Below are 21,870 nucleotides of genomic sequence, written 5' to 3' on the forward strand. Positions count from 1 at the left end.
AGCGGCGCTCGGGCCCGTCCGCCTCGGCGCGGAATTCGTCGCGGGCGCCCGGCTTCCGGACGACGCGGTGCTCGAACTCTTGCGTACCGTTCGCTGACAACGACTGTCAGCGAACGGTACGGGCCGCACTGGATGCTCGGGACACGTATCCCACCGATCCAGGAGTGTTCATGTCCGTTTCCTCGAACACGGAATCAGTTGTTTCCGTACGTGGTTCCCGCCGCCTCGGCGAACGTCTGGGTACGGCCGGCGCCGTACTGGGAGCCGGGTTCATCATCTCCGTCGGCGGCGGCTATCTGCTCGCCCCGGAGCGGATGGCCCCGGGCTTCGGCCTCCCCGACTGGCCGCGCGGTGAGGCCGACGGCTTCCTGAACATCAAAGGCGTCCGCGATGTGGCCACCGGCCTGATCATGCTGGTCCTGCTCGCGGCCGGGCAGCGCCGCGCCCTGGGCGCCACCCTGCTCACCATCGCCCTCATCCCGACCGGCGACATGCTCACCATCCTGGTGCGCCGCGGCTCCACCGCCACCGCCCTGAGTGTGCACGGCCTCACCGCCGTCCTGGTGGCTGCTGCCGGTGCGCTGCTGCTGCGCCGTGAAAACCGTTGAGCGCCCGATGAAGACGCTGGTCAATACCGCTCACATCTATATGATCATCGGCCTGATCGCCGGGTTCTACTACCGCGAGATCACCAAGATCGAACATTTCACCGGCAAGTCGCAGCTCGGTGTCGTGCACACCCACGCGCTGGCGCTGGGCATGCTGTTCTTCCTCCTCGTGCTGGCCTTGGAGAAGCAGTTCACGCTCAGCGCCCAGACAACCCTGTACGGCTGGTTTTTCTGGCTGTACAACGTCGGCCTGGGCATCACCATCGCGGTCATGACGCTGCACGGCACCCTCACCGTGCTGGGCAAGACCAGCGGTGAGGCGATCGCGCTCGGCGCGGGTCTAAGCCACATCCTGCTCACAGCCGGGCTGATCCTCTTCTTCATCACCCTCGGCAAATCCATCGACGACAGCCGAACGCCGCGCACCGCAGCGGTACTCGCCGAACAGGAGGCATCGTGATCACCGGCCGGGAAAGTGCGCTGTGGACGCGGGACGCCGTCTCACTCGCGGCGCTGATCGCCGAGGGCGCGGTCACCGCCACCGAGGTCGTCGAGGAGCATCTCGAGCGCATCGAGCAGATCGATTCCGAAATCGGCGCGTTCACCACGGTCTTCGCCGAGACCGCCCGCGCGGAGGCGGCCGCAGCCGACCGCAGGGCGCCGACCGGGCCGCTGCACGGGGTTCCGGTCACCATCAAAAACAACCTCGATGTCGCGGGGAGCCCGACCACCTGGGGCGTGGCGGCCTTCGGACAAGCCCTCGCGGCAGCGGACGCACCCGCCGTGTCCGCACTGCGGCGCGCCGGGGCGATCGTCATCGGACGAACGAACATGCCGGACTTCGCCACTCGCTGGCATACCGACAACGACGAGGCGGGCCCGACGGTGAATCCGTGGAACCCGACTCGGAGCCCGGGCGGTTCCAGCGGCGGTGACGCCGCCGCGGTAGCGGCGGGTATGACACCCCTCGGCCTGGGCACCGACTTCGGCGGTTCACTGCGCGTACCCGCCGCGTTCTGCGGAGTCGCCTCCCTGCGCACCACGCCCGGCCGGGTGGCGGTGGCCTCGAGCCTGCCAGGGTCCGCACCCGCACCGACGAACCAATTGTTCGCGGCACCAGGGCCGTTGGCGCGCACCGTGCGCGATCTGGCGACCGCCTTCGAGGTCCTCGTCGACAGCGCTGACCCGCGCGATCCGGGATGGATTCCGGTGCGTGACGCGACCGATACCGCCCTTCCCGCGGTCGCCGTCACGCTCGGTGACGATATCGATCCGCAGGTGCGGGCCGCCCTGCTCGGCTGCGCCGACGCCCTCGAACGGGCGGGATATCGGGTCACCGAACTGGCTCCGCCGCAATTGGGCGAGGTGGCGGCGGACTACGGCCGATTGGTCTCCACCGAGGTCGTGGTCCAGCGCCGCGAAGTCATGCGGCGAGTCGGCAGCGCCGGACTGAACACCTTCCTGGACGCGGCGATCGACCTGTTCCCGCCGCTGGATCTGGCGGGCTACATGACCGCGCTGGGTGAGCGCCTCACCCACCGCGCGGCCTGGTCCCGCTTCCTCGCGGAGCATCCGATCGTGCTCGGCCCGGTCTCGGACGAACTGCCCTGGCCGGTCGGCTACGACCTCGGCGGCACCGCACAAGTCGCGACCATGTACGCGGCGCACCGCCTCACGATCGCCGCCAACTACCTGGCCCTGCCCGCGGTCACGGTCCCCGCGGGCGTCTCGGCCGAGGGCCTTCCCATCGGGGTCCAGTTGATCACCGGCCCCTTCGCCGAGCGCCGCGCGCTGACTGCCGCCGCGCATATCGAAGTGGCCTTTCCGATGCCCACACCCATCTCCCCGGCAACCCGGGGCCATGCTCCGTCCAGTGGCTCGGGCGCGACGCGATGAACGTTTTTGTAGCGAAGGGAATCCAGATGTCACACAACACATTGCGATCCGCCGTGCGCGGACGGGTACTGCTGCCGGGTGACGAAGAGTTCGACACGGCACGGACGCCGTGGAATCTCAACATCGACCAGCCGGTCGCGGCCGTAGTGCACGTCGAAGACGCGGAGGATATGGCTGCCGTGGTCGGTTACGCGCGGGACGCAGGCCTGTCGGTGACCGCTCAACCCAACGGTCACGGCGCTTCGGGTGACACCGCCGGCGCCATTCTGGTGCGCACGCGCCGGCTCGATCGGATCGAGGTGGATCCGGCGCGGCGACGCGCCCGTGTCGGCGCGGGAGCCACTTGGGGCCAGGTGCAGGCGGCGGCCGCCCCGCACGGCTTGACCGGGCTGGCCGGAAGCTCCCCGGTGGTCAGCGTCGTCGGCTACACCCTCGGTGGCGGACTGTCGTGGTTCGGTCGTAAATACGGGTGGGCGGCCGACAGCGTCCGGGCCTTCGACATCATCGATGCCGATGGTCGTCCGGCCCGGGTCACCGCGGATTCGGACCCGGAACTGTTCTGGGCATTGTGTGGCGGCGGCGGGGATTTCGCACTGGTGACGGCGGTGGATTTCGATCTGTTCGCGGCTCCGGCCTTGTTCGGTGGCCTGATCGCCTGGCCAGCCGAGCAGACCGATGCAGTCCGTGATGCCTTCCAGGACATCACCGATCACGCACCGGCCGAGCTCACGGTCTGGCTCAATCGGCTGGAGCTGCCGCAGGCTCGGCCGGTGATCGCGATCGCCGCCGCCTACCTCGGCGAACCGGCGCGCGGACGGGACCTGCTGCGACGGCTGGACACCATCGACGGCATCCTCGCGGACACGCGCCGGGAATTGTCCCCGGCAGAGTTGGGCGCCATCGTCAACGAGCCCACCGCCCCGGGCCCCGGACTGCTGCGAACCGAGCTGCTGACCGCACTGGACGAGACCGCTGCCGAGATTCTGCTGCACGAGCCGATCGATCCGCTGATGGGCATACAGCTCCGGCAGCTGGGAGGTGCGCTCGCCGAGTCCACCCGAGGCGCGGTTCCGCCCTTCGCGGAGCCCTACGCACTGTCTCTGCAGGCCACCGGCTCGGACCCCGACACCGTCGCCGCGGTACTCGCCACTCAGAAGCGCATCATCGCCGATCTGGGCGCACGAGTCAGCGGCCGCAAACCGTATACCGTCCTGTCGCCGGGCGACAGTGTCGCAGAGGTTTTCGACACCGGCACCTTGGACCGGCTGCGAAAGCTGAAGCAGGCCCGCGACCCACACGGCGTATTCCGCGCCAACTTCCCGATTCTCCACTGACCTTCGGTTTCGAGCCGAGGTCAGACACCAGCGCTGCCCCGCCAGTCGTGATCGGCGGGGCAGCACTGCGCCTGCGATCAGCGATCGCGCGGCCGGATAAGGCGGAGATGCCGTGAAACTCAGTCGGAGAAGACCGACCAGCAGATGCTGTTGCGCCGGGCCTGATCTTCGAGGACCAGGCCGCGGATGGGGTCGGTGAGCTGGTCTCGCTGCCAGTCCCGCTCGATCCGGCCTGCCTGGGGGTTGTCGGGGTGCGCGCTTCGAACGGCTTTGATCGCGTAGGCGGCGGCGCCGAGGTCGTGTTCGGCGACATGTCCGACGCATGCGGCTTGTCCGGCGGCGTAGGCGGCGAATCGGGCCGCGCCGGTGAGCGGGCGCGCGGCGCCCATCGCGTGTCCGCCCGCTGCCCTGGCCCGCATCATCGGCATGTCGCCTCGCGCCCACGCTCTGGCGGCGGCAATGGCGTCTCGTGGGCGTGGATCGTCGGGCTGTTCGTGCTCGAAATGGCCGAGGACGTGCTCGGCGCATGCCGCCGCCCACAGCGCGAGCAACTGATGGTCGGCATCGGTCAGGAAGCCACCTCGACGGATCGTCACCATCCGTGGGTCTCGGACCTTGGGCAGGATCATCGCCGCTCCGGCCCTTGCTCGTCTCGCGATGACGGGGTGCGCGGCTGATCTCGCAGACGGTTGTCGAGCTCGTGCACGAGCCGGCCGACCCGGTTCGCGCCGGCGCCGATCCTGGGATAACGCCGGAGGACGTCGATCAACAGCGGCGTCGCGAGGTCCACGATGCGCTCGACCGAGTCGCCGCCGTATTCCTCGCCGGCGCGCAGCTCGAACACTCGGATGGTGTGCGCGGATGCGCGCAGGATGTGGTTGACCTGAACGGCATCTGCCAACGGATGCAGGTACGCCGACGCGGCGGCATCGCCCGCCGCCATCGCCGCGTGAAACGCCACGGGCGCCGCCGCTTCTCGTCCAGCGCGGTGGGCAGCAGGTGCCGTCACACGCTGGGCGCGGGAGCGCTGGTCCCCCTGGACGAACGCGGCGGACGCGGCGAGTGCGTCGCGGGGTCTGCTGTCATCCGGGTGACACGCCTCGAACAGCGGAAGGACCTGCTCTGCCGAGGCCATGGCGAAGGCCGTCACCGCCCTGATCTCGTCCATGGTCAACGTGAAGTCAGGAGTGCGCCGCTTGCGCCGGAGGGGAGGCTCTGACCGAAGGTTCACACCCTCTGATCGTAACTTTGAACATTCGATTGAACGTTGTGGCCATATAACCGGTGAAACCAAGCGAAAACCTTCAAAGTGCGCCGCGGCATCACAGCCAGCCGAGGTCCCGCGCCCGCAGGGCAGCCTGAAAGCGGGTGCGCGCCCCGATCCGCGCCATCAGATCGGCGACATGAGCCCGGAACTTGCGCACCGAGATACTGATCGATCGAGCCGCGGCGTCGTCGGTGTCGTGAGATGTGAGCGCGTGCAGAACGCGCCGTTCGATCGGGGAGAGCGGAATCTCCTCGAACTCCCTTGCCCGCGACCACATCCCGTCGAAGAAGTCCGCCAGCGTGGCCGCCACGCCCGGTTGCCCGAGTTGCAGCACCCCGCCACGCGGCTCCGCCGGATCGGCTTGCACGAACGCCACCGCCCGGTTGACGACCGTCAGGAGCTTGACCGGTTCGGACGTCACCCGATGCAGATCGCCCAGCGCGTTCCGGTGTCGTGCGTACGACCGCATCTCCGGTTCCGCCACAGCGGATGCGGAGACGATGGTGCGACTGCGCAATCCGTTCAGCGACGATCGCTCGAACCGCGCACGAACGGCCGACGCATCCGTGAGGCCGACGTCGGGCTGCACGGACAGGATCTCACCGGGTCCGTCGGCGAGGATCGCTCGAATGCGTCGGGCGGCTTCCCGACGGTCCGGAAGGTGCTCGACCAGGCGAACCGAGCGGCGACTGCGCTGCTCTTCGGACAACTCCTCCAGCACACCCCATGCCCCGGTGAGCACAGCGAACTCCCGCCTCATCCCGTCGATGCGGTGCCGCACCAGAAGATCGACCGCGACGGCGGGTGCGACCGCGGTGTGCGAGCCACTCACCAAGCCGAGCTCGCGTAGCTGTGCGAGGACCTCCGGCAGCTCGGGCAGACTCAGCTGGTCCGCCGCGGTGGCCGGGTCGACGTGCGGATTGCGGAGCAGATAGCGGTAGACCCGCTCCTGAACGAGATTCAAACCCAGTCCCGACAAGCTTTTCGTCAACATGCGACGGTCGACCCCTGTCAGTAGATTCTCGCGGTCGCCCGAGGGCCGGGCACGCGCCTCGTCTCCGGCGTCCGTAGCCCGCGCTCGAGCCACCATTCGGCGCATAACAGGGAGAGTGTCCAGCCGAGCCAGGTGCCGATTCCCGCGATCGTCTGGACGAGCAGCGTCTCGTCGCCGTGGAAGGTCGTTTCCGCCCGTGGTTCGAGGATGATCAGAAGCACTGCGCCGAGCACCCGGTTGAGGATGATCGAGAGGGTGAGCGCGAAGCTGCGGATCATCCAGCGGCGATGCTCGGCGAAACGGCGCTGTCGCGCCATCCGCCAGCCGGCGACCGTGGTGACCAACCACAGGGCGGCGAGCATGACGTTGCTGACGCGGGCGACCGGGCCGAACGGGCTGGTCGCACCGACGAAGAGTCCGGCGAGCCCGGCGGGGAGCACACCGGCGAAGATATACCCGCGACCCAGCAGGCGATGCGCGGCCGGGCGCTTGCGGCGAAACGCGGGCCATATCTGAAATCCACAGGTCAGGATGGCCACTGAGCCACAGACCACATGGACGATCAACATCGGATAGTGCGGCGCGAACCCCGGATCGGGTACCCGTGACCGTGCCGGATCCAGCGTCAGGTAGGGCGGTAGCGAGAAGGCGACGAACGCGAAGGTGAGCACCAGAACCGGACCCACCCAGGGGCGCTGCCACCATCGTCGCCGCTTGGGTTCGGGGGCTACGGGGTTCGAGATTTCGGTCGAGACTGCCATGGCGGACCACCCTGGGAGGAGCAGGAACCAACTACTGCGTATTGCATACGCTATTGCGTATGTTATACGCAATAGCGGCGAGGAGCGAATATGACTGATGAACTTCCGCGGGTGGCGCGCCTGCTGTGGTCGGGGAAGCAGCCCTCCGGCCGCGGCCCGCGGCCGGGCCTGAGTCTGGACCGCATCGTCGGTGCGGCCGTCACCGTCGCGGATACGGAAGGGATCGGCGCACTGTCGATGCAGCGGGTCGCCGGTGAGTTGGGCGCGGCGACCATGTCGCTGTATCGGCATGTGCCGAGCAAAGACGACCTCGTCGTATTGATGCTCGACGCGACGATGTCCGAACCGCTCGTACTGCCCGGCGACGACTGGCGTGCGGCGCTCGAACTATGGGCGCGCCGGACTCGGGAGTTGTATCTGCACCACCCGTGGGTGCTCGCTGTCGGAACGAGAAACCGCTGGATGGGTCCCAACGAGGCCGCATGGGGCGAGGCCGCGATAGCCGCGCTGCTCGGCGCGGGAATGCCGGGCCCGGTCGTCGGCCAGGCCGTGCTGTCGGTCAACGCCTTCGTCGGCGGCGTCGCACGGCTCGAGGTCGACCCGACGCTCGGCCGCGGCGCGGCCGGGCATATCGGCCCGGCACTACATCCAGAGATGGTCCACCGATACGGGCAGCCGGAACGGTATCCGGCCATGCTGGCCATGCTGGCCGCGGGCCGGGAGGATCACGCCGACTCGCGATCGATCGCCGAGAGCGTGTTCGAGTTCGGCCTCGGCAAGTTGCTCGACGGGATCGCTGCCGACCTGGCCACCTGATCGGCGTTGTTCGACATCGGACGCGCCGTGTGGACATCGTCCAGAAGAAAAGGCGCTGGCAGAACCGTTCCGTCGCGGGCCTGGAGACCATCGAAGTCGCGAATTGACGATCGCTCGAGCCAACGGCTGCTCGGGATCACAGTGTCCGGTCGAAGTGGGCGGTCACGGTGTCGACCGCGACGGTGACCTGGGGCTCCTGATCATAGAAGTCGAACTGCGTACCCTGGGTCCACAGCAGCTCCTTGACCCCGGCCAGTCCGGCGTGGAAGCGACGCGCGCCGTCGGGAATGGCGGCGTCCTCGCTGTGGACGATCACGGTGGGCTGACTGATACGGGGAGCCAAGACGATGGCGTCGTAGGTGAGCCAATCGACCCAGGACATGACGGCGAAACGGTTGGGCCAGGCCGGGATTCCGCCGCGGGCGGGATCGAGGTAGAAGTCGATGTCGTAAGGCATGGCCGCGCGTTCGTCGGTGGCGCTGACCACCGGCACGTAGTCGATCTCGCCGGTCTCGTCGTAGCGCGAGCGCGCCTCGCGGGCGACCTTCAGCTTGTCGGCGATGGCGTCCGGCCCGCCGTAGACCTGCTCGCAGATCGCGGCATCGTGCAGCCACGGGGCCACCAATGCCAAGGATTTCACGCGTGGATCCTGAGCGGCATTGTCGGACATGTACATCGCCGCGGCGCAGACGCCCAGCGCACTCAGCCGATCGGCGTCCACCGAAGGGTGCCGAGCGAGGAAGCTCACCGCATGGTGGATATCACGCACCTTCCGGGCCGGATTCTCCACATCGCGGGGTTCGCCCGCGGATTCGCCGAATCCGGTGAAATCGAACGACAGTGCCGCGTAACCGCGCTCGGCCAGGCGCTGCGCATAGCGGTCGGCCATCAACTCCTTGACGCTCGTCCACGTCCCGGCCACCACCACGCCGGGTGCCCGGTCGCGGTCCGCGGGCAGGAACAGATTGCCGGTGAGCTCCACACCGTCGCTGTCGAACCGAACTTTCATGACTCATGCTCCTTCTCAGGGGTAGTGCAGATCGGCCCGTGTGATCAGGCCGTCGGCGATGTCGAAGCTGTAGATCGCGCGGATTTCGCCACCGGGCAACCGGAAGCGCACGAGCAAGGTGGTGCCGCCGACGCGTGGCGAGTGCCAGAGCACGGTGTAGACACCGCCGACGAACTCGACGGCGGCCCAATGGCGGATCGCCTCCCGGCCCCGAATCCGGCGGGAAACGTCGATGACGAGCCCGTCCGGTGCGAATGCGGCCGCCACCGCGTCGGCGTCCCCGGCGGCCACCGCCTTCAGATACCGCTGCGCAGTCGGCTCCAGCGCCTCGGCGTCGAACGAATACACCGGGGGCGCACCCGGATCCGTACTCGTAGCCGGGACCTCGGCACAGGCGGCCACCGTGCCCGTGCAGACGAGGACGGCCACGAGCGCCGTGCGCGCTTTCATGGCAATAATGCGCGATTGCCTCCGCCCCAGACCGCTGTCATCACCACGCCGCTGATCCGCCAGCCGCTCTCCCGGCGCACGAGATCGAAACGATAGGTGCCGCCCAGCGTCCACAGCGACGCGCCCAGCACATCGGATCTGCGGTGGGTGGCCTGGAAGGAGGCGGTGCACACCGCCCGCTCGCGGTCGATGGTGACCAGATGATTGGTGAGCAGGTGCTGGGTGGCGTCGAGTCCGCCCAGGGTTTCCTGCCATGCTGCGACGATCTGCGCCGGGGTGAGTGTGACCGGTTCACCACCGCCCAGGCTGGTGTAGTCCAGCCGTACCTCGTCGGCGAAAACATCTGTGAGCTCGCCCCATTCCCGATGATCGGCATGCCAGGCCATACGCGTGCAGGTGTCGATGATGTCCAGACGATCCATATCGTCCATGCTGCCCATCGGTGAACTCGCGGCGGCACGGAAAACGCTGCACAGTCTGTTGCAGAAACCTGCACCGTCGCCGCCGCACTCCGTCCGCGAGGCGGCAGAGGTTGCACGGCGCGATGCAGGAACTTGCAACGTCGGCGCGAATTCGGCTGAATGCTGCCAGAATCGGCGAAATGATTCTGGTGACGGGAGCGACCGGCAATGTCGGCTCGGAAGTGGTAGGGGCTCTGGCCGCGGCCGGAGAACCGGTGCGTGCGCTGGTGCGCGATGCACAGCAGGCAGTCGTGCCAGAGGGCGCGCAAGCCGTCTCGGGTGATCTCACCTCGCCCGAGACGCTGGATTTCGGTGGGGTTCGTGCTCTGTTCCTACTGCCCGGCTATCCGGGAGTCGCGCAGGCGGCCGCGAAGGCGGGCGTCGAGCACATCGTGCAGCTCTCCGGTGTCTCCGCCGGTACCGGCGACACCTCCAATGCCGTCACCCGCTACATGATGGCCTCCGAGCAGGAGGTCACCGAATCCGGCGTGGCGTGGACCTTGCTGCGGCCCTGCGCGTTCGCCTCCAATGCCCTGCGCTGGCTGCCCCAGTTGCGCGGCGGAGATGTGATTCGCGCGCCGTTCCCGAAGGTTCGTACCGCGAGCCTGGATCCGCAGGATCTCGGCGCGGTGGCCGCCACCGTACTGCGTGCGAACAGTCATCACGGCGAAATCCTCTGGCCCACCGGGCCCGAGCCGCTCACGCCCGCCGAGCAGGTGGCGATTCTGGCCGAGGCCACCGGCCGTGATCTCACCTGCCAGGGCCTCACCGACGACGAGGCGCGCACCCAGATGCTCGAGACCACTCCTGCCGAATACGTGGACGCATTCTTCGACTTCTACGTGAACGGGGCAATCGACGAATCCATCGTCCGCCCGACGGTGACAGAGGTTCTCGGCCGCGCACCGCGGACGTTCGCACAGTGGGCCGCTGCTCACGCCGACACCTTCCGCTGATCACGCCACGGCAGGGCGCAAGGGTGGCCACCGCACCGGCCGATTCGCCGGTGCGGGAGGCCGGTCACGAGTGGGCCTCCTGGGCCGAGGCTCAGCGTCCCTCGTTCTCGTTTCCGACGTCCATACCGTCCAACCCGGCTTCACGCAGGATGCGGGCCAAGGTGTCTTCGTCCACCGGGCGCTGCGGGGGCTCCGACTGCGAAACCGGGTTCTGTCTTGCCGCCGGAAGCATCTCGTCGTAACCCGGGTCGCCGGGATGGAACTCCTCGAAGCCACTGTAGTAGACGCCGTCCTCGGTCCGGCCGCGCAAACGGACCAGGATCGTCTCGCCGTCCTCGGCGAGCATGGGCGGGCTGGTGTCATCGGAATACGCGGTCAAAGTAATCCTTCAGCCGATTCGCGAGTTGCTGGTTACCGAGAGCGAAATCGCGAAGCTGCTGCGGACCGTGCAGCCACGCTGAGAACGCCTCGCCGAACGCTTCGGACGGTTTATCGTAGTATTTGTTCCACTGCTTGCTCTTACCGATGGACTGGAGCATCGCCGAGTGCAGGTCACGCCACTCCCGCGAACCGCTGAGCCATTTTCCACCGGTGCCGTATGCCGCGTCCACGGCATGACCGAACTCGTGCAGGACCACGTTCAGGCTACCGCCCCGCCCACCGGAGTTGATCACGATGCGCCGCGGACCGCCCAGATATACGCCCCGCACTGTGTTCCAGCTGGTCCCAGGTTTACGGCCGTACGGGGTGCTGCCCGCCAGGCTCTCGGTGCCGGGCAATTCGAGCATCGGGCGATTCCCGATGACGATTCCACCCCCGGGAACCGCGTTCATGTGCTCGCTGACCCGCGCGTAGATGTGGCTGGGCACGCGAGCGATATCCTGAACCATCCGCAAGGTCTCGGGCGTCCGATCGATGATGTTCACGAATGCGCCGCCGTCGGGAGGCGGATAGGCGACGACGAACTCGAACGAGTCCGCTAGCCGCACGCTGTCGCCCGGGTGCAGCATGACCTTCGTCCCCGGCTTGATCTCTGTCCCGTTGACGTAGGTTCCGTTCGTCGACCCTTCGTCACGGATCCAGGCCCGGCCGGAAGGGTAGACGCCGAGACTGGCGTGCCGACGCGATATGTTCTCGGTGCGCGACAGCCCGTCGGGCAGTTCCGCGCTGTCCCGCCCGAGCAGCAGCGGCTCGCCACCACGTGTCAGGTCGAGGGACACGTCGCCGTACTCGTTGTTCAGTTTCACCGGCAATGCACGCGGTGCGCTTTCCCGGAAGCCGTCCTCGAATCGCGCCGCACCCACCCAATCACCGAGACGAATCTGGTCACCTGGGCGCAGGCGCACCGGCACGTTCGGATCGACCTGGACGTTCTCGACCCACGTTCCTCTGGAGGAGTTCTCGTCGCGCAACCACACGTCGCCGTATTCGTCGCGGTAGATGGTGGCGTGACGGCGCGACACTTTCGTGTTCCCGGCAAGGTGATCCGCCATCGGCGAGTCCAGCCCACGGCCGATCATCACTTCCTCGCCACGCCGCAACGTGAGCGGAGGCAAATTCTCGTCATCGGACAATCGCAGCTGCAGCGGCGCTTCCTCACCGACTCGGAGCCGGCTGGACACCTCGCCGAAGGTCACCTTGTCTCCGCCGTTCAGATACCGCTTCTCGCCCGCCGGGATGGTTTCGTCGTTGACCTTGGTTCCTATCCAGCTGTCTCCGTCCGGGTCGCGCACCCAAACCCGACCGTCGAGATCGCGGCCGACGACGACTTGCCGTCCCGGCCTTCCGATCACCATCGCATGACCGTTCAGCGCGCTGGTGTCGATGGAAGTCTCCTGGCCCGGTGCGAGGCGTATCGGAAGCTTGCGCTTGAAGGACTCGAAATGCAGTTCGGCAGGTGGGTGCTGGGTGGGGGTCGCGCCGCCGAAGCGGGCGGTCCCTACGTAATCCGGACCGATCCCCACATTGTCGCCTTCGGTCAGAGTCACCCTCTGGTTCGAAGCGATCCTGTCCCCGTTGACCCATATCCCTTCAGACCCCGGATGGTCTCGGATCCACAGTCGGCCGTCGTGGTCCAAGCCGAGTGTCGCGTGCCGCCCCGCGACACCGGAGACCCCACGCAACTGGGAAGCGAAAGGCGAGCTTTCGTCGGTACCGATAACGACCGTCTGTCCCGGCGCGAGCCGCACCGGCGTCGCGTCCGCCCCGCTGCCGATTCGGACGCGTACCGGGTCGACATCCGTCGCGGCATCCGTGGGGACGAATTGCGCCTCGCTGTCATACCGACCGAAGCGGAGTTCATCGCCTGGCTCCAGTATTCGGCGCTCACCCCCATCGAGCCGATCGCCATTCACTCGGGTGCCGTTGGTGGAATCGGCGTCGCGAATCCATACCCGGCCGTTCTCATCCATACCGACGATCGCGTGACGTCGCGAGATCGTCGAACGCCCCGGCGCTTCCGGGTGCACCATTTCACGACCGATCTCGATCTCGCGGCCACGGTGAAGTTTCAGAACGGGTCCGTCATTGCCGAACAGCCGCACTTCGGCCATCTGACGCTGGAAGGTGACGCCGAGTTCGAGGTCCCGGCTGAGCATGACGTCTTGGCCGTCGTAGACGCGCACCCAGCGGCCGGCGATCACCTGTTTGCCGTCGATGAAGGTGCCGTTCATCGATTGCTCGTCCCGAAGCAGGACATGGCCTTGGTCGTCCACCATCATCGTCGCGTGGCGGCGGGAAACACCCTCTGAGGCAATAGTTTCCAGCAGCGCGCCGTTACCCCGGCCGAGTACGTACTCCTGCCCCGGAATCAATCTGAGCGGAATCCGCGCGCCGTCCGGACCGGTCAGCACCACGTCGACGTAGCCACCATCGGGATGGCGATAGAACTGAGTGAATCCGGCGGGAGGGGCGTCCGCCGCAAGCATGTACCGGTCCGCGCTCGCCTGCTGGTGCTGCAGCTGGACCCGCGGCTGCGGTTGTGTCGGCGGGCCGTCGTACGTGGGGTCGTCGAGACGGACGCGAGGCGCCGGCCCTTCGTGGGTTGCCGGGCTTTCGTCGGCCGACGACTGTCGCCCGGATGAATCCGCGTGACCGTCCGGAATACGCGGATCGTCCCCCACCGGCTGCCGCCCATCCGAGGCAGCCTCGTCGAGCGAAAGCCGCGGCGTAGACTCCCCCGGCTGCGCAAGCGGATCATCGGCATCGCGCGGTAGCGGTGGCGGCTGATCTCGGCGGCCTCGTGACGCGACCGACGCGCCGTTGACCTCATCACGTGATGTGGGCGGTCGGCCACTGCGCACCTGCGGGTCGATCCCAGGCGGTCGGTCTTGGCGCGGCGTGACAGAAACCGCCCTGCCGTCACCGGGGGTGATTCCCGGCGTCGCGCCCGGCGGAGGCGGTGTCACGGGAGGTACAACCCCGCGCCCGGCAGCGCCGCCATCCGCGGCGTGCTCCTCCAACGCGGTCATCCGCTGCAGCATGCCGTCGTACCAGTCCCGATGACCTGCGGCGTAGAACACCGGGCTCAGTTCTTCTACACGCTGCCGGATCTGGAGCACCTCGGGGTGCGTGAGGGCGTGGTCCTTCCAGAGGACTTCGTCACTCGGTCCGTAACGCAGGAAGTTCTCGGCGAAGGGACCGACTACATACTGCGAGTCGGCGAAATCCTCGAATGCGCGGCTGTGGTCTATTCCCCACACGTTCCCGTCCGGATCGACCATCCAGTTGTCGCCGTTACGGTCGGGTATGCGTATCAGCACGTCCATGACGCCCTGCCGCAATCCGGCAGGACCGCTGATAACCTCCTGTGGATACGCACGTCGCGGAAACGTCTCCGCAGCCACGTCGCCGGGCACCACCTCCATGTAGACGTGGTCACCGATGACGTGCACCGCGGGTACCCGTGCGCCGACCGCGTCGCCGACCAGCGAACTCAGGAATTCCGCGTGGGCGTGCCGCGGATCGGAGACCACCTTGTGGATCACCTCGGTGCCGTCGTGGAAAACGAGTCGCTCCACTACTTTCGCGGAATTTCCTTCGGTGCTGAATCGCTCGATCGCCTCGACCCGCGGTGGTTCACCGGAGTTCAACAGATCGTTGATCCGCAGAGAGAAGTCACGGTGGCGCAGCCCGATTCGGGGTGTGTCGCTCTCCCCGCGGAACCCGTTGCGGCCGGCGACATGGACCCGCACCGCACTGCCGGCCGCGCCGACGAAGCCGCTGCCGAATCCGGTGATGGCCGCTTCGCGCACCATCTTGAACAGGTCGCCGAGGCTGTGTATCTCACCGGCGTGCAGCAGGACCGACGGCACCGCGCCTGCCAGACCGCCGGCCAAGCCGCCCGCACCGCCGATCAACATCGTGCCGCCCATATGCGCCGCGAGCCGACCGGAGCGGCTGACGGCATTGCCCCGCGTCCAGCCCAGCACGCGCGGCGCGAGTCTGCGGCCGACCTCGGCACCCGCTACGCCGCCGACCACGCCACCGAGAAGCATTTCCAGGAAGGCGCCCACGTCGAACTGATCGCGCACGCCGGTCGCCAGGTCCCACACCTGTGCGCCGCCGCTGATCGCGGCGCTGGTCAGCAGGCCGATCTTCGCCGCGTGAACAGCGCTGTGCAGCGCGGCCCGCTGCGCCGCGCCCGCGACCGCGCGCTCGCCCACCTCCCCCGCCAGCCGCGCGGCTGCGGCGGCCATCGCCTGCTCGGCCTCGATCCGGTCGATCAACGCCTTCGCGCCACCACCTTGGAAGAACAGCAACGCGTCATAGGCCAACTGGGCGGCCAGGGCGATCCCCATCGCGGTCAGCAGATGCTGCGTTTGCACGGTGGAATCGGCGACATCGTGACACTGCTTGCCCAGGCTCCTACATACCGCTGCCTGATCGCGCATGGATTTCACGACGACACGGTGGCGCTCGGCCAGAGCCGCCGCCGTAGCGCCCTGAACGGCTTGCTCGGCGCCCGCTGCCTCGGTCTGGTACCGATCGGCCGAGTTGTTCAAGTCGACGGCAGCCGCCAGGTAGGCATCGCCGTTACAACGCATTCCATCGACGTCGCACTCCGGCCAATGGCCGAGGACCAATTCCCGCACAGCGGGGGGCACCTCGGCCAGCAAAGAGCTCGAATCCATCGCAGCCTGCCTCCCGGCACCCTCACAGTCGCTGCGGAACTATCTAGACATATCGGGCACCCTCCGCTATTCCCATCAGTGGAAATCTGCAAGACAGAATTTCAGGGGCCACGGACAGGCGATACCGCCCCGTGCTCATAGCAGGACAGGAGTTCTCACCGCAGGCGAAAACGCGACCGTCGGTTCCGGGACAATGGGCGGTGACGGGCAGGGAGGCGATGTGGGCGAAATTTTTTCGGTCGACCCGGATCAGCTGCGAGAGCACGCACCGAGGTTCGATGCGATCGGGGCAGCCGTAGCGGCCACCGTGCAGAAACTGCGCACCACGCTGGCCGGGGAAGGCCGGCCCTGGGGCAACGACGATGCGGGGCGCGCGTTCGCCGAATCCTACGTTCCGGAACACCAGCGCACCATGGGCGACTTGCAAACCCTCGTCGAGGTGGTCCAGCAGGCCGGCACCGATCTGCGCCACCTCGCGGAGAACTTCGAGAACCAGGACAGGGCAGTCGGCCAGCGGATACACGGCGTGGCCGACGCACTGCAGCACGATGCGAACCCGACTCCCGTGCGCGACAACACCGCTCTTACCCAGCGGGTCGCCCCCAGCGCCACGGACGTACCCACCATCGCGCAGCCGACCTTCGGAAATCCCGTACGCGCCGCGGCCGAGCCAACGGTGGTACCGAGACAGCCTGCTTATGCCACCGCGCCCTCGACCGATCGGTCACCGCGGTCGTCGGCTCCGCCCGCCCGCACTCCCGGCACGCCCGAGGACGGGTCTGCCGCCGATCGGCAGCCGAGCCGGACGGAGAAGAATCCGGGCACTCCCGACCAAGCGGGCCCCGAGCAGCCGGGCTCACCCGGCACCAGCGTGAGTCCGGCTCGGAGGGCGGATGCCGCGCTCACCCGCCCCACGCAGGACAGCCGCAGGTCATCACCGTGGACAAACGCCGCCGCGGCGACGAAGCGAGCCACCGCGGCGCAGGCTGCCGCCGGGAAGCATGCCGGTACCGCGGCTGGGAGCACACCGTGGTCCACTGCCGGGGGCGGCCGTCCACCGAGGATTTCCGCTCCGGATACCGGGACACCGGGTTCGCCGCCGCGCACTCCCGGCCGCCTCACCCCACGACCCGACCAGAAGGACGGGAAGACGAACCGGAAGGTGGACGGCTCCGCCGAATCGATCGCCGCCCGCCTCGCCCGGGAACTCGCCGAACGCCATGGCGTGCGTGCCTTCGGCTTCGACACTCCCGGCGTACCGGTGGAGTTGCTGACCGAGATCGTCGCCGCTGTGGACGACGTGCTGCCGGGATATCCGCAGATCCCGTTACGGGCCATCGGTATCGATCATCTCGCGGGCGGCGAAGCCACCGTGCTGGAATGGGAGCCGGCCTCGACACCCGGCGCATCGGGTGAATCGTCGCCCACCGCGCGAATCGTGCTGTCGTTACAGGCCGCGACCGATCCGAAACAGTTGTCGGAAGCCGTCGGCGCGGCCGACCACGCGGGTCTGCTCGCGCCGGGATGCGCACAGCGCCCGGTGTATTCGTCGATCGTGCGGGAGCTCGGCAGGGCGCTCGACCGAGCGGGCGGCCTCCGCGCCCGCACCACTGCGCAGCGCGCGTTGCTCATGGCCTATCTGCAGCAACTGACCCCCGAGGACAAGGGGCCGTTGAATGGCACGGTGTCCGGCTTCCGGGAGTGGCGGTCGCGGCTGAGTGGCCGGAGCTTCGACCGCGGGCGGTTCCATCCCGCTGCGGCTCTGGCCGAGGCTTTCACCGATGTGGTCCTCAACGGCGCGCTGGCCGCACCGCCCGCACAGGTGCTGCACCGCCTGCTGGTCACCACCGCGAAAGGCTCCCCACCGCTGTGATTCGCCGACATGAGTTCGGTTGCGCCCCAACCACTACTGTCTTCGCTATGCGGTTGGCGGTCTTGGTCGGCGTGGCGTTGATGATGAGTGCGTGTGCGCAGAGCACGCCTGGCAATCCGCGCCCGGCGGCAGGGGCCGCCCCGTCGGCCAGCTCTGCAGCACAGGAACCGAAGAGCGGGTTGCAGGATCGCGTCGCGTGGGTCGGGCAAGGGTCGCCGGTGGATCTCGCGCCCTATCACTCCGTCACGGCCGGGGGCGGGGCGGTAACAGATCTGAAAGCCGACATCGCGTTCGTCAGCCCGACTCACAAGATCAGCTGTATCACCGGGACCGAGTTCGATGTCGACGGGTTCGACTGCGTGGTCGAACTGAAGGAGCCGATACCCGCGCCGGGCGAAGGCTACGGCCAGTGGTTCGGCGGATACGTCACGTATTCCGGAAAACGGCTGACCGTGGGCCAATTCCGCGGCGACCCAGGGCTTTTCATCAACGGCGAAGGCCGAACCTTGCCGTACGACAGCACCATCACCTTCGGCGAATACCGCTGCCGCCTCGCGACGACCGGCCTCACCTGCGTGCATCCCACCCAGGACACGGGCGTGCAACTGAGCAGCGAGGGCGTCGTCCCCCTCGGCTGCCTGCGCGAACTCCCCGAGGCCGAACGCGAACCGGCCGTCGGCCGCGCTTACGCCTGCTGACCGAGAGCAGCCGCGTAGCCGTCGAGCGATCCGCCCCCCGAAAACGCGAACGGCGCCGCTCCCGAAGGAGCGGCGCCGTCAGCAGCGATTCAGCGAATCACTTGATGATCTTCGTGACGCGACCGGCGCCGACGGTGCGGCCACCCTCGCGGATCGCGAAGCGCAGACCCTCGTCCATGGCGACCGGCTGGATCAGCTTGACGGACATCTCGGTGTTGTCACCGGGCATGACCATCTCGGTGCCCTCGGGCAGGGTCACAACGCCCGTCACGTCAGTCGTACGGAAGTAGAACTGCGGACGGTAGTTGTTGAAGAACGGGGTGTGGCGGCCGCCCTCGTCCTTCGACAGGATGTACGCCTGGCCCTCGAACTCGGTGTGCGGGGTGGTGGTGCCCGGCTTCACGACGACCTGGCCGCGCTCCACGTCCTCACGCTTGATACCACGGATCAGCAGACCGACGTTGTCACCGGCCTGACCCTGGTCGAGCAGCTTGCGGAACATCTCGATACCGGTGACCGTGGTCTTGGTGGTCTCCGGGCGGATGCCGGTGATCTCCACTTCCTCGTTCACGTTGATCACGCCGCGCTCGACACGACCGGTGACGACGGTGCCACGACCGGTGATGGTGAACACGTCCTCGATCGGCATCAGGAACGGCTTGTCGGTCTCGCGAACCGGGTCCGGGATCGACTCGTCGACCGCGTTCATCAGCTCCAGCACCGACTCGGTCCACTTCGGGTCGCCCTCGAGCGCCTTCAGACCGGAGACCCGCACGACCGGCGCGTCCTCGTCGAACTCCTGCGAGGCCAGCAGTTCACGGACCTCCATCTCGACGAGCTCGAGGATTTCCTCGTCGTCGACCATGTCGGCCTTGTTCAGCGCGACCAGGATGTAGGGCACGCCGACCTGACGGGCGAGCAGCACGTGCTCACGGGTCTGGGGCATCGGGCCGTCGGTGGCGGCGACCACGAGGATGGCGCCGTCCATCTGCGCCGCACCGGTGATCATGTTCTTGATGTAGTCGGCGTGACCCGGCGCGTCGACGTGCGCGTAGTGGCGCTTCTCGGTCTGGTACTCGACGTGGGAGATGTTGATCGTGATACCACGAGCCTTCTCCTCCGGCGCCTTGTCGATCTGGTCGAACGCGAACGCCGCGTTCAGATCCGGGTACTTGTCAGCCAGCACCTTGGTGATCGCCGCGGTCAGCGTGGTCTTGCCGTGGTCGACGTGACCGATGGTGCCGATGTTGACGTGCGGCTTCGTCCGCTCGAACTTCGCCTTCGCCACTTCTTTGTCCTCCTGGACTTGTTGGTGCGTGCAATTGCAGCAGTGCGGGGGTCATCCCCGCGGACAACGGGGAAAGGGTTTACAAACGCCCGGGAGCCATTACTCGCCGGTCGCCTTGGCGATGATCTCCTTCGACACGTTGGCCGGAACCTCCGCGTACGAGTCGAACACCATGGAGTAGTTCGCCCGGCCCTGGGTCTTCGACCGCAGGTCACCGATGTAACCGAACATCTCCGAGAGCGGAACCAGCGCCTTGACGACACGGGCACCACTGCGTTCCTCCATGGCCTGGATCTGACCACGGCGGGAGTTCAGGTCGCCGATCACGTCGCCCATGTAGTCCTCGGGCGTCGTGACCTCGACCGCCATCATCGGCTCGAGGATCACCGGACCGGCCTTGCGAGCCGCTTCCTTGAGCGCTTGCGCGCCCGCGATCTTGAACGCCATTTCCGACGAGTCGACGTCGTGGTAGGCGCCGTCGAGCAGCGTGACCTTCAGGTTCACCAGCGGGTAGCCGGCGAGCACACCGTACTGCATGGCGTCCTGAGCACCGGCATCCACCGAAGGGATGTACTCCTTCGGCACGCGGCCACCGGTGACCTTGTTCTCGAACTCGTAGTGCGCGCCGTCCTCGCCGACGAACGGCTCCAGCGCGATGATCACCTTCGCGAACTGGCCGGAACCACCGGTCTGCTTCTTGTGCGTGAACTCGAGCTTCTCGACCCGCTTGGTGATCGTCTCGCGGTAGGCCACCTGCGGCTTACCGACGTTCGCCTCGACCTTGAACTCGCGCTTCATGCGGTCGACCAAGATGTCGAGGTGCAGCTCGCCCATACCGCCGATGACGGTCTGGCCGGTCTCCTGGTCGAGCTTGACCGAGAAGGTCGGGTCCTCTTCGGAGAGACGCTGGATCGCGGTGCCCAGCTTCTCCTGGTCGGACTTGGTCTTCGGCTCGATGGAGACCTCGATGACCGGGTCCGGGAAGGTCATGGACTCGAGCACGATCTGGTTCTGCGGATCGCACAGGGTGTCACCGGTGGTGGTGTCCTTGAGGCCGATGACCGCGTAGATGTGACCGGCCGAAGCCGCGCCGACCGGGTTCTCCTTGTTGGAGTGCATCTGGAACAGCTTGCCCAGACGCTCCTTCTTGCCCTTGGTCGAGTTGATGACCTGGGCGCCGGAGTCGACCTTGCCGGAGTACACGCGGACGTAGGTCAGCTTGCCGAAGAACGGGTGCACCGCGATCTTGAACGCCAGGGCCGCGAACGGCTCGTCGGCGCTCGGCTTGCGGGTGAGCAGTTCCTCTTCCTTGCCGGGCACGTGGCCGGTGGTGGCCTCCACGTCCAGCGGCGAGGGCAGGTAGTCGATGACCGCGTCGAGCATGGGCTGCACGCCCTTGTTCTTGAACGCGGAACCACACAGCACCGGGTAGAGCTCGGAGGTCACCGTCAGCTTGCGGATCGCGCCCTTGATCTCCTCGACGGTCAACTCTTCGCCGCCGAAGAACTTCTCCAGCAGCGCCTCGTCCGACTCGGCGACGGTCTCGAGCAGCTCCTGGCGGTACTGCTCGGCCTTCTCCTTCAGGTCGTCCGGGATCTCGACGACCTCGTACTGCTCGCCCAGCTTGGTCTCGCCACGCCAGACCTTGGCGTTGTTCTCGACCAGGTCGACAATGCCCTCGAAGGTGTCCTCAGCGCCGATCGGCAGCTGGATGACCAGCGGCTTGGCGCCGAGGCGGTCCTTGATGGTCTGCACGGTGAAGTAGAAGTCCGCACCGAGCTTGTCCATCTTGTTGACGAAGCAGATCCGCGGCACGTCGTACTTGTCCGCCTGACGCCACACCTGCTCGGACTGCGGCTCGACGCCTTCCTTGCCGTCGAACACCGCGACGGCGCCGTCGAGCACGCGCAGCGACCGCTCCACCTCCACGGTGAAGTCGACGTGCCCGGGGGTGTCGATGATGTTGATCTGGTTGTCTTTCCAGAAGCACGTGGTAGCCGCGGAGGTGATGGTGATACCACGCTCCTGCTCCTGCTCCATCCAGTCCATCGTGGCGGCGCCGTCGTGGACCTCACCGATCTTGTACGTGATGCCGGTGTAGAAGAGGATGCGTTCGGTTGTGGTCGTCTTGCCCGCATCGATGTGGGCCATGATGCCGATGTTGCGGACCTTGTTCAGGTCGGTGAGCACGTCCTGTGCCACGGAAATCTTCCCCGCTCGTAGCTAGTTGGGATTATCGGGGACGACCCTGTGGTCGCCTCTATGTCAACGCCGGAAGCGGCCGGTGAGTGCCGCCTCCGGCTGTGCCTCCCCGACCCAGACGACGG

19 protein-coding genes are annotated in these 21,870 nt (G+C 67.2%); 8 read left to right on the plus strand and 11 right to left on the minus strand.

Annotated features, from left to right (window positions below; genetic code table 11):
* Positions 1-170 precede the first annotated feature (170 nt).
* The 4 genes from ON21_RS25955 to ON21_RS25970 are packed head-to-tail and all read left to right on the plus strand — an operon-like array spanning position 171 to position 3,838.
* Positions 171-608, plus strand: coding sequence for a DUF4267 domain-containing protein (locus ON21_RS25955; RefSeq protein WP_083880903.1), 438 nt, complete (start codon positions 171-173; stop codon positions 606-608).
* Positions 609-615: 7 nt separating this feature from the next.
* Positions 616-1,068, plus strand: coding sequence for a DUF2871 domain-containing protein (locus ON21_RS25960; protein ID WP_039801895.1), 453 nt, complete (start codon positions 616-618; stop codon positions 1,066-1,068).
* Positions 1,065-2,504 (plus strand): amidase family protein, encoded by a 1,440-nt coding sequence (locus ON21_RS25965; RefSeq protein WP_051021358.1) that lies wholly within the window; start codon positions 1,065-1,067, stop codon positions 2,502-2,504. The genes ON21_RS25960 and ON21_RS25965 overlap by 4 nt, the downstream gene beginning before the upstream one ends.
* A 26-nt stretch (positions 2,505-2,530) precedes the next feature.
* Positions 2,531-3,838: an FAD-binding oxidoreductase gene (locus ON21_RS25970; RefSeq protein ID WP_039801897.1), complete on the plus strand. Its 1,308-nt coding sequence runs from the start codon at positions 2,531-2,533 to the stop codon at positions 3,836-3,838.
* A gap of 119 nt (positions 3,839-3,957) precedes the next feature.
* Here ON21_RS25970 and ON21_RS25975 read toward each other — a convergent pair whose 3' ends face one another.
* The 4 genes from ON21_RS25975 to ON21_RS25990 form a co-directional block, all read right to left on the minus strand.
* The gene (locus ON21_RS25975) at positions 3,958-4,467 is read right to left on the minus strand and encodes a putative immunity protein (RefSeq protein ID WP_039801899.1); all 510 of its coding nucleotides are present in this window, start codon (positions 4,465-4,467) and stop codon (positions 3,958-3,960) included.
* Complete coding sequence (locus ON21_RS25980) at positions 4,464-5,006, minus strand: putative immunity protein (RefSeq protein ID WP_039801901.1); 543 nt, start codon at positions 5,004-5,006, stop codon at positions 4,464-4,466. Before ON21_RS25980 ends, ON21_RS25975 begins: the two co-directional genes overlap by 4 nt.
* Before the next feature lie 154 nt (positions 5,007-5,160).
* Positions 5,161-6,069: a helix-turn-helix domain-containing protein gene (locus ON21_RS25985; RefSeq protein ID WP_169332734.1), complete on the minus strand. Its 909-nt coding sequence runs from the start codon at positions 6,067-6,069 to the stop codon at positions 5,161-5,163.
* 47 nt (positions 6,070-6,116) lie between these two features.
* Positions 6,117-6,860: a DUF2306 domain-containing protein gene (locus ON21_RS25990; RefSeq protein WP_083880902.1), complete on the minus strand. Its 744-nt coding sequence runs from the start codon at positions 6,858-6,860 to the stop codon at positions 6,117-6,119.
* Positions 6,861-6,950: 90 nt separating this feature from the next.
* Here ON21_RS25990 and ON21_RS25995 point away from each other — a divergent pair, with 90 nt between their 5' ends.
* Positions 6,951-7,676 (plus strand): TetR/AcrR family transcriptional regulator, encoded by a 726-nt coding sequence (locus tag ON21_RS25995; RefSeq protein WP_039801905.1) that lies wholly within the window; start codon positions 6,951-6,953, stop codon positions 7,674-7,676.
* 136 nt (positions 7,677-7,812) lie between these two features.
* Here ON21_RS25995 and ON21_RS26000 read toward each other — a convergent pair whose 3' ends face one another.
* The 3 genes from ON21_RS26000 to ON21_RS26010 are packed head-to-tail and all read right to left on the minus strand — an operon-like array spanning position 7,813 to position 9,557.
* Positions 7,813-8,685, minus strand: a complete 873-nt coding sequence (locus ON21_RS26000) for an alpha/beta hydrolase (RefSeq protein ID WP_039801906.1) — start codon at positions 8,683-8,685, stop codon at positions 7,813-7,815.
* A gap of 15 nt (positions 8,686-8,700) precedes the next feature.
* Positions 8,701-9,135 carry a nuclear transport factor 2 family protein gene (locus ON21_RS26005; protein WP_039801908.1) on the minus strand — a complete coding sequence of 145 codons (435 nt, stop codon included), beginning with the start codon at positions 9,133-9,135 and terminating at the stop codon, positions 8,701-8,703.
* Entirely contained in the window at positions 9,132-9,557 is a 426-nt protein-coding gene (locus ON21_RS26010; RefSeq protein WP_218004148.1) for a nuclear transport factor 2 family protein, read from the minus strand. Before ON21_RS26010 ends, ON21_RS26005 begins: the two co-directional genes overlap by 4 nt.
* Before the next feature lie 179 nt (positions 9,558-9,736).
* Between ON21_RS26010 and ON21_RS26015 the strand changes: the two genes are divergently transcribed.
* Positions 9,737-10,552: an NAD(P)H-binding protein gene (locus tag ON21_RS26015; RefSeq protein WP_039801912.1), complete on the plus strand. Its 816-nt coding sequence runs from the start codon at positions 9,737-9,739 to the stop codon at positions 10,550-10,552.
* Between the two features lie 91 nt (positions 10,553-10,643).
* Here ON21_RS26015 and ON21_RS26020 read toward each other — a convergent pair whose 3' ends face one another.
* Both ON21_RS26020 and ON21_RS26025 read right to left on the minus strand, forming a co-directional pair.
* A complete protein-coding gene (locus ON21_RS26020) occupies positions 10,644-10,931 on the minus strand; it encodes a hypothetical protein (RefSeq protein WP_157170975.1) in 288 nt (95 codons plus the stop codon).
* Positions 10,912-15,684 (minus strand): FHA domain-containing protein, encoded by a 4,773-nt coding sequence (locus ON21_RS26025; RefSeq protein WP_039801916.1) that lies wholly within the window; start codon positions 15,682-15,684, stop codon positions 10,912-10,914. The genes ON21_RS26020 and ON21_RS26025 overlap by 20 nt, the downstream gene beginning before the upstream one ends.
* A gap of 220 nt (positions 15,685-15,904) precedes the next feature.
* On the opposite strand from ON21_RS26025, the gene ON21_RS37970 reads away from it, so the two are divergent.
* Positions 15,905-17,557: a WXG100 family type VII secretion target gene (locus ON21_RS37970; RefSeq protein ID WP_157170976.1), complete on the plus strand. Its 1,653-nt coding sequence runs from the start codon at positions 15,905-15,907 to the stop codon at positions 17,555-17,557.
* Between the two features lie 53 nt (positions 17,558-17,610).
* Entirely contained in the window at positions 17,611-18,255 is a 645-nt protein-coding gene (locus tag ON21_RS26035) for a hypothetical protein (protein ID WP_157170977.1), read from the plus strand.
* A gap of 97 nt (positions 18,256-18,352) precedes the next feature.
* On the opposite strand, the gene tuf is transcribed toward ON21_RS26035, so the two are convergent.
* Together tuf and fusA are read right to left on the minus strand one after the other, a co-directional pair.
* A complete protein-coding gene (gene tuf / locus ON21_RS26040) occupies positions 18,353-19,543 on the minus strand; it encodes an elongation factor Tu (RefSeq protein WP_039801922.1) in 1,191 nt (396 codons plus the stop codon).
* Positions 19,544-19,642: 99 nt separating this feature from the next.
* Entirely contained in the window at positions 19,643-21,745 is a 2,103-nt protein-coding gene (gene fusA / locus ON21_RS26045; protein WP_039801923.1) for an elongation factor G, read from the minus strand.
* Positions 21,746-21,870 lie beyond the last annotated feature (125 nt).

Source organism: Nocardia araoensis NBRC 100135, from assembly GCF_000308435.1.
Classification (GTDB): domain Bacteria; phylum Actinomycetota; class Actinomycetes; order Mycobacteriales; family Mycobacteriaceae; genus Nocardia; species Nocardia araoensis.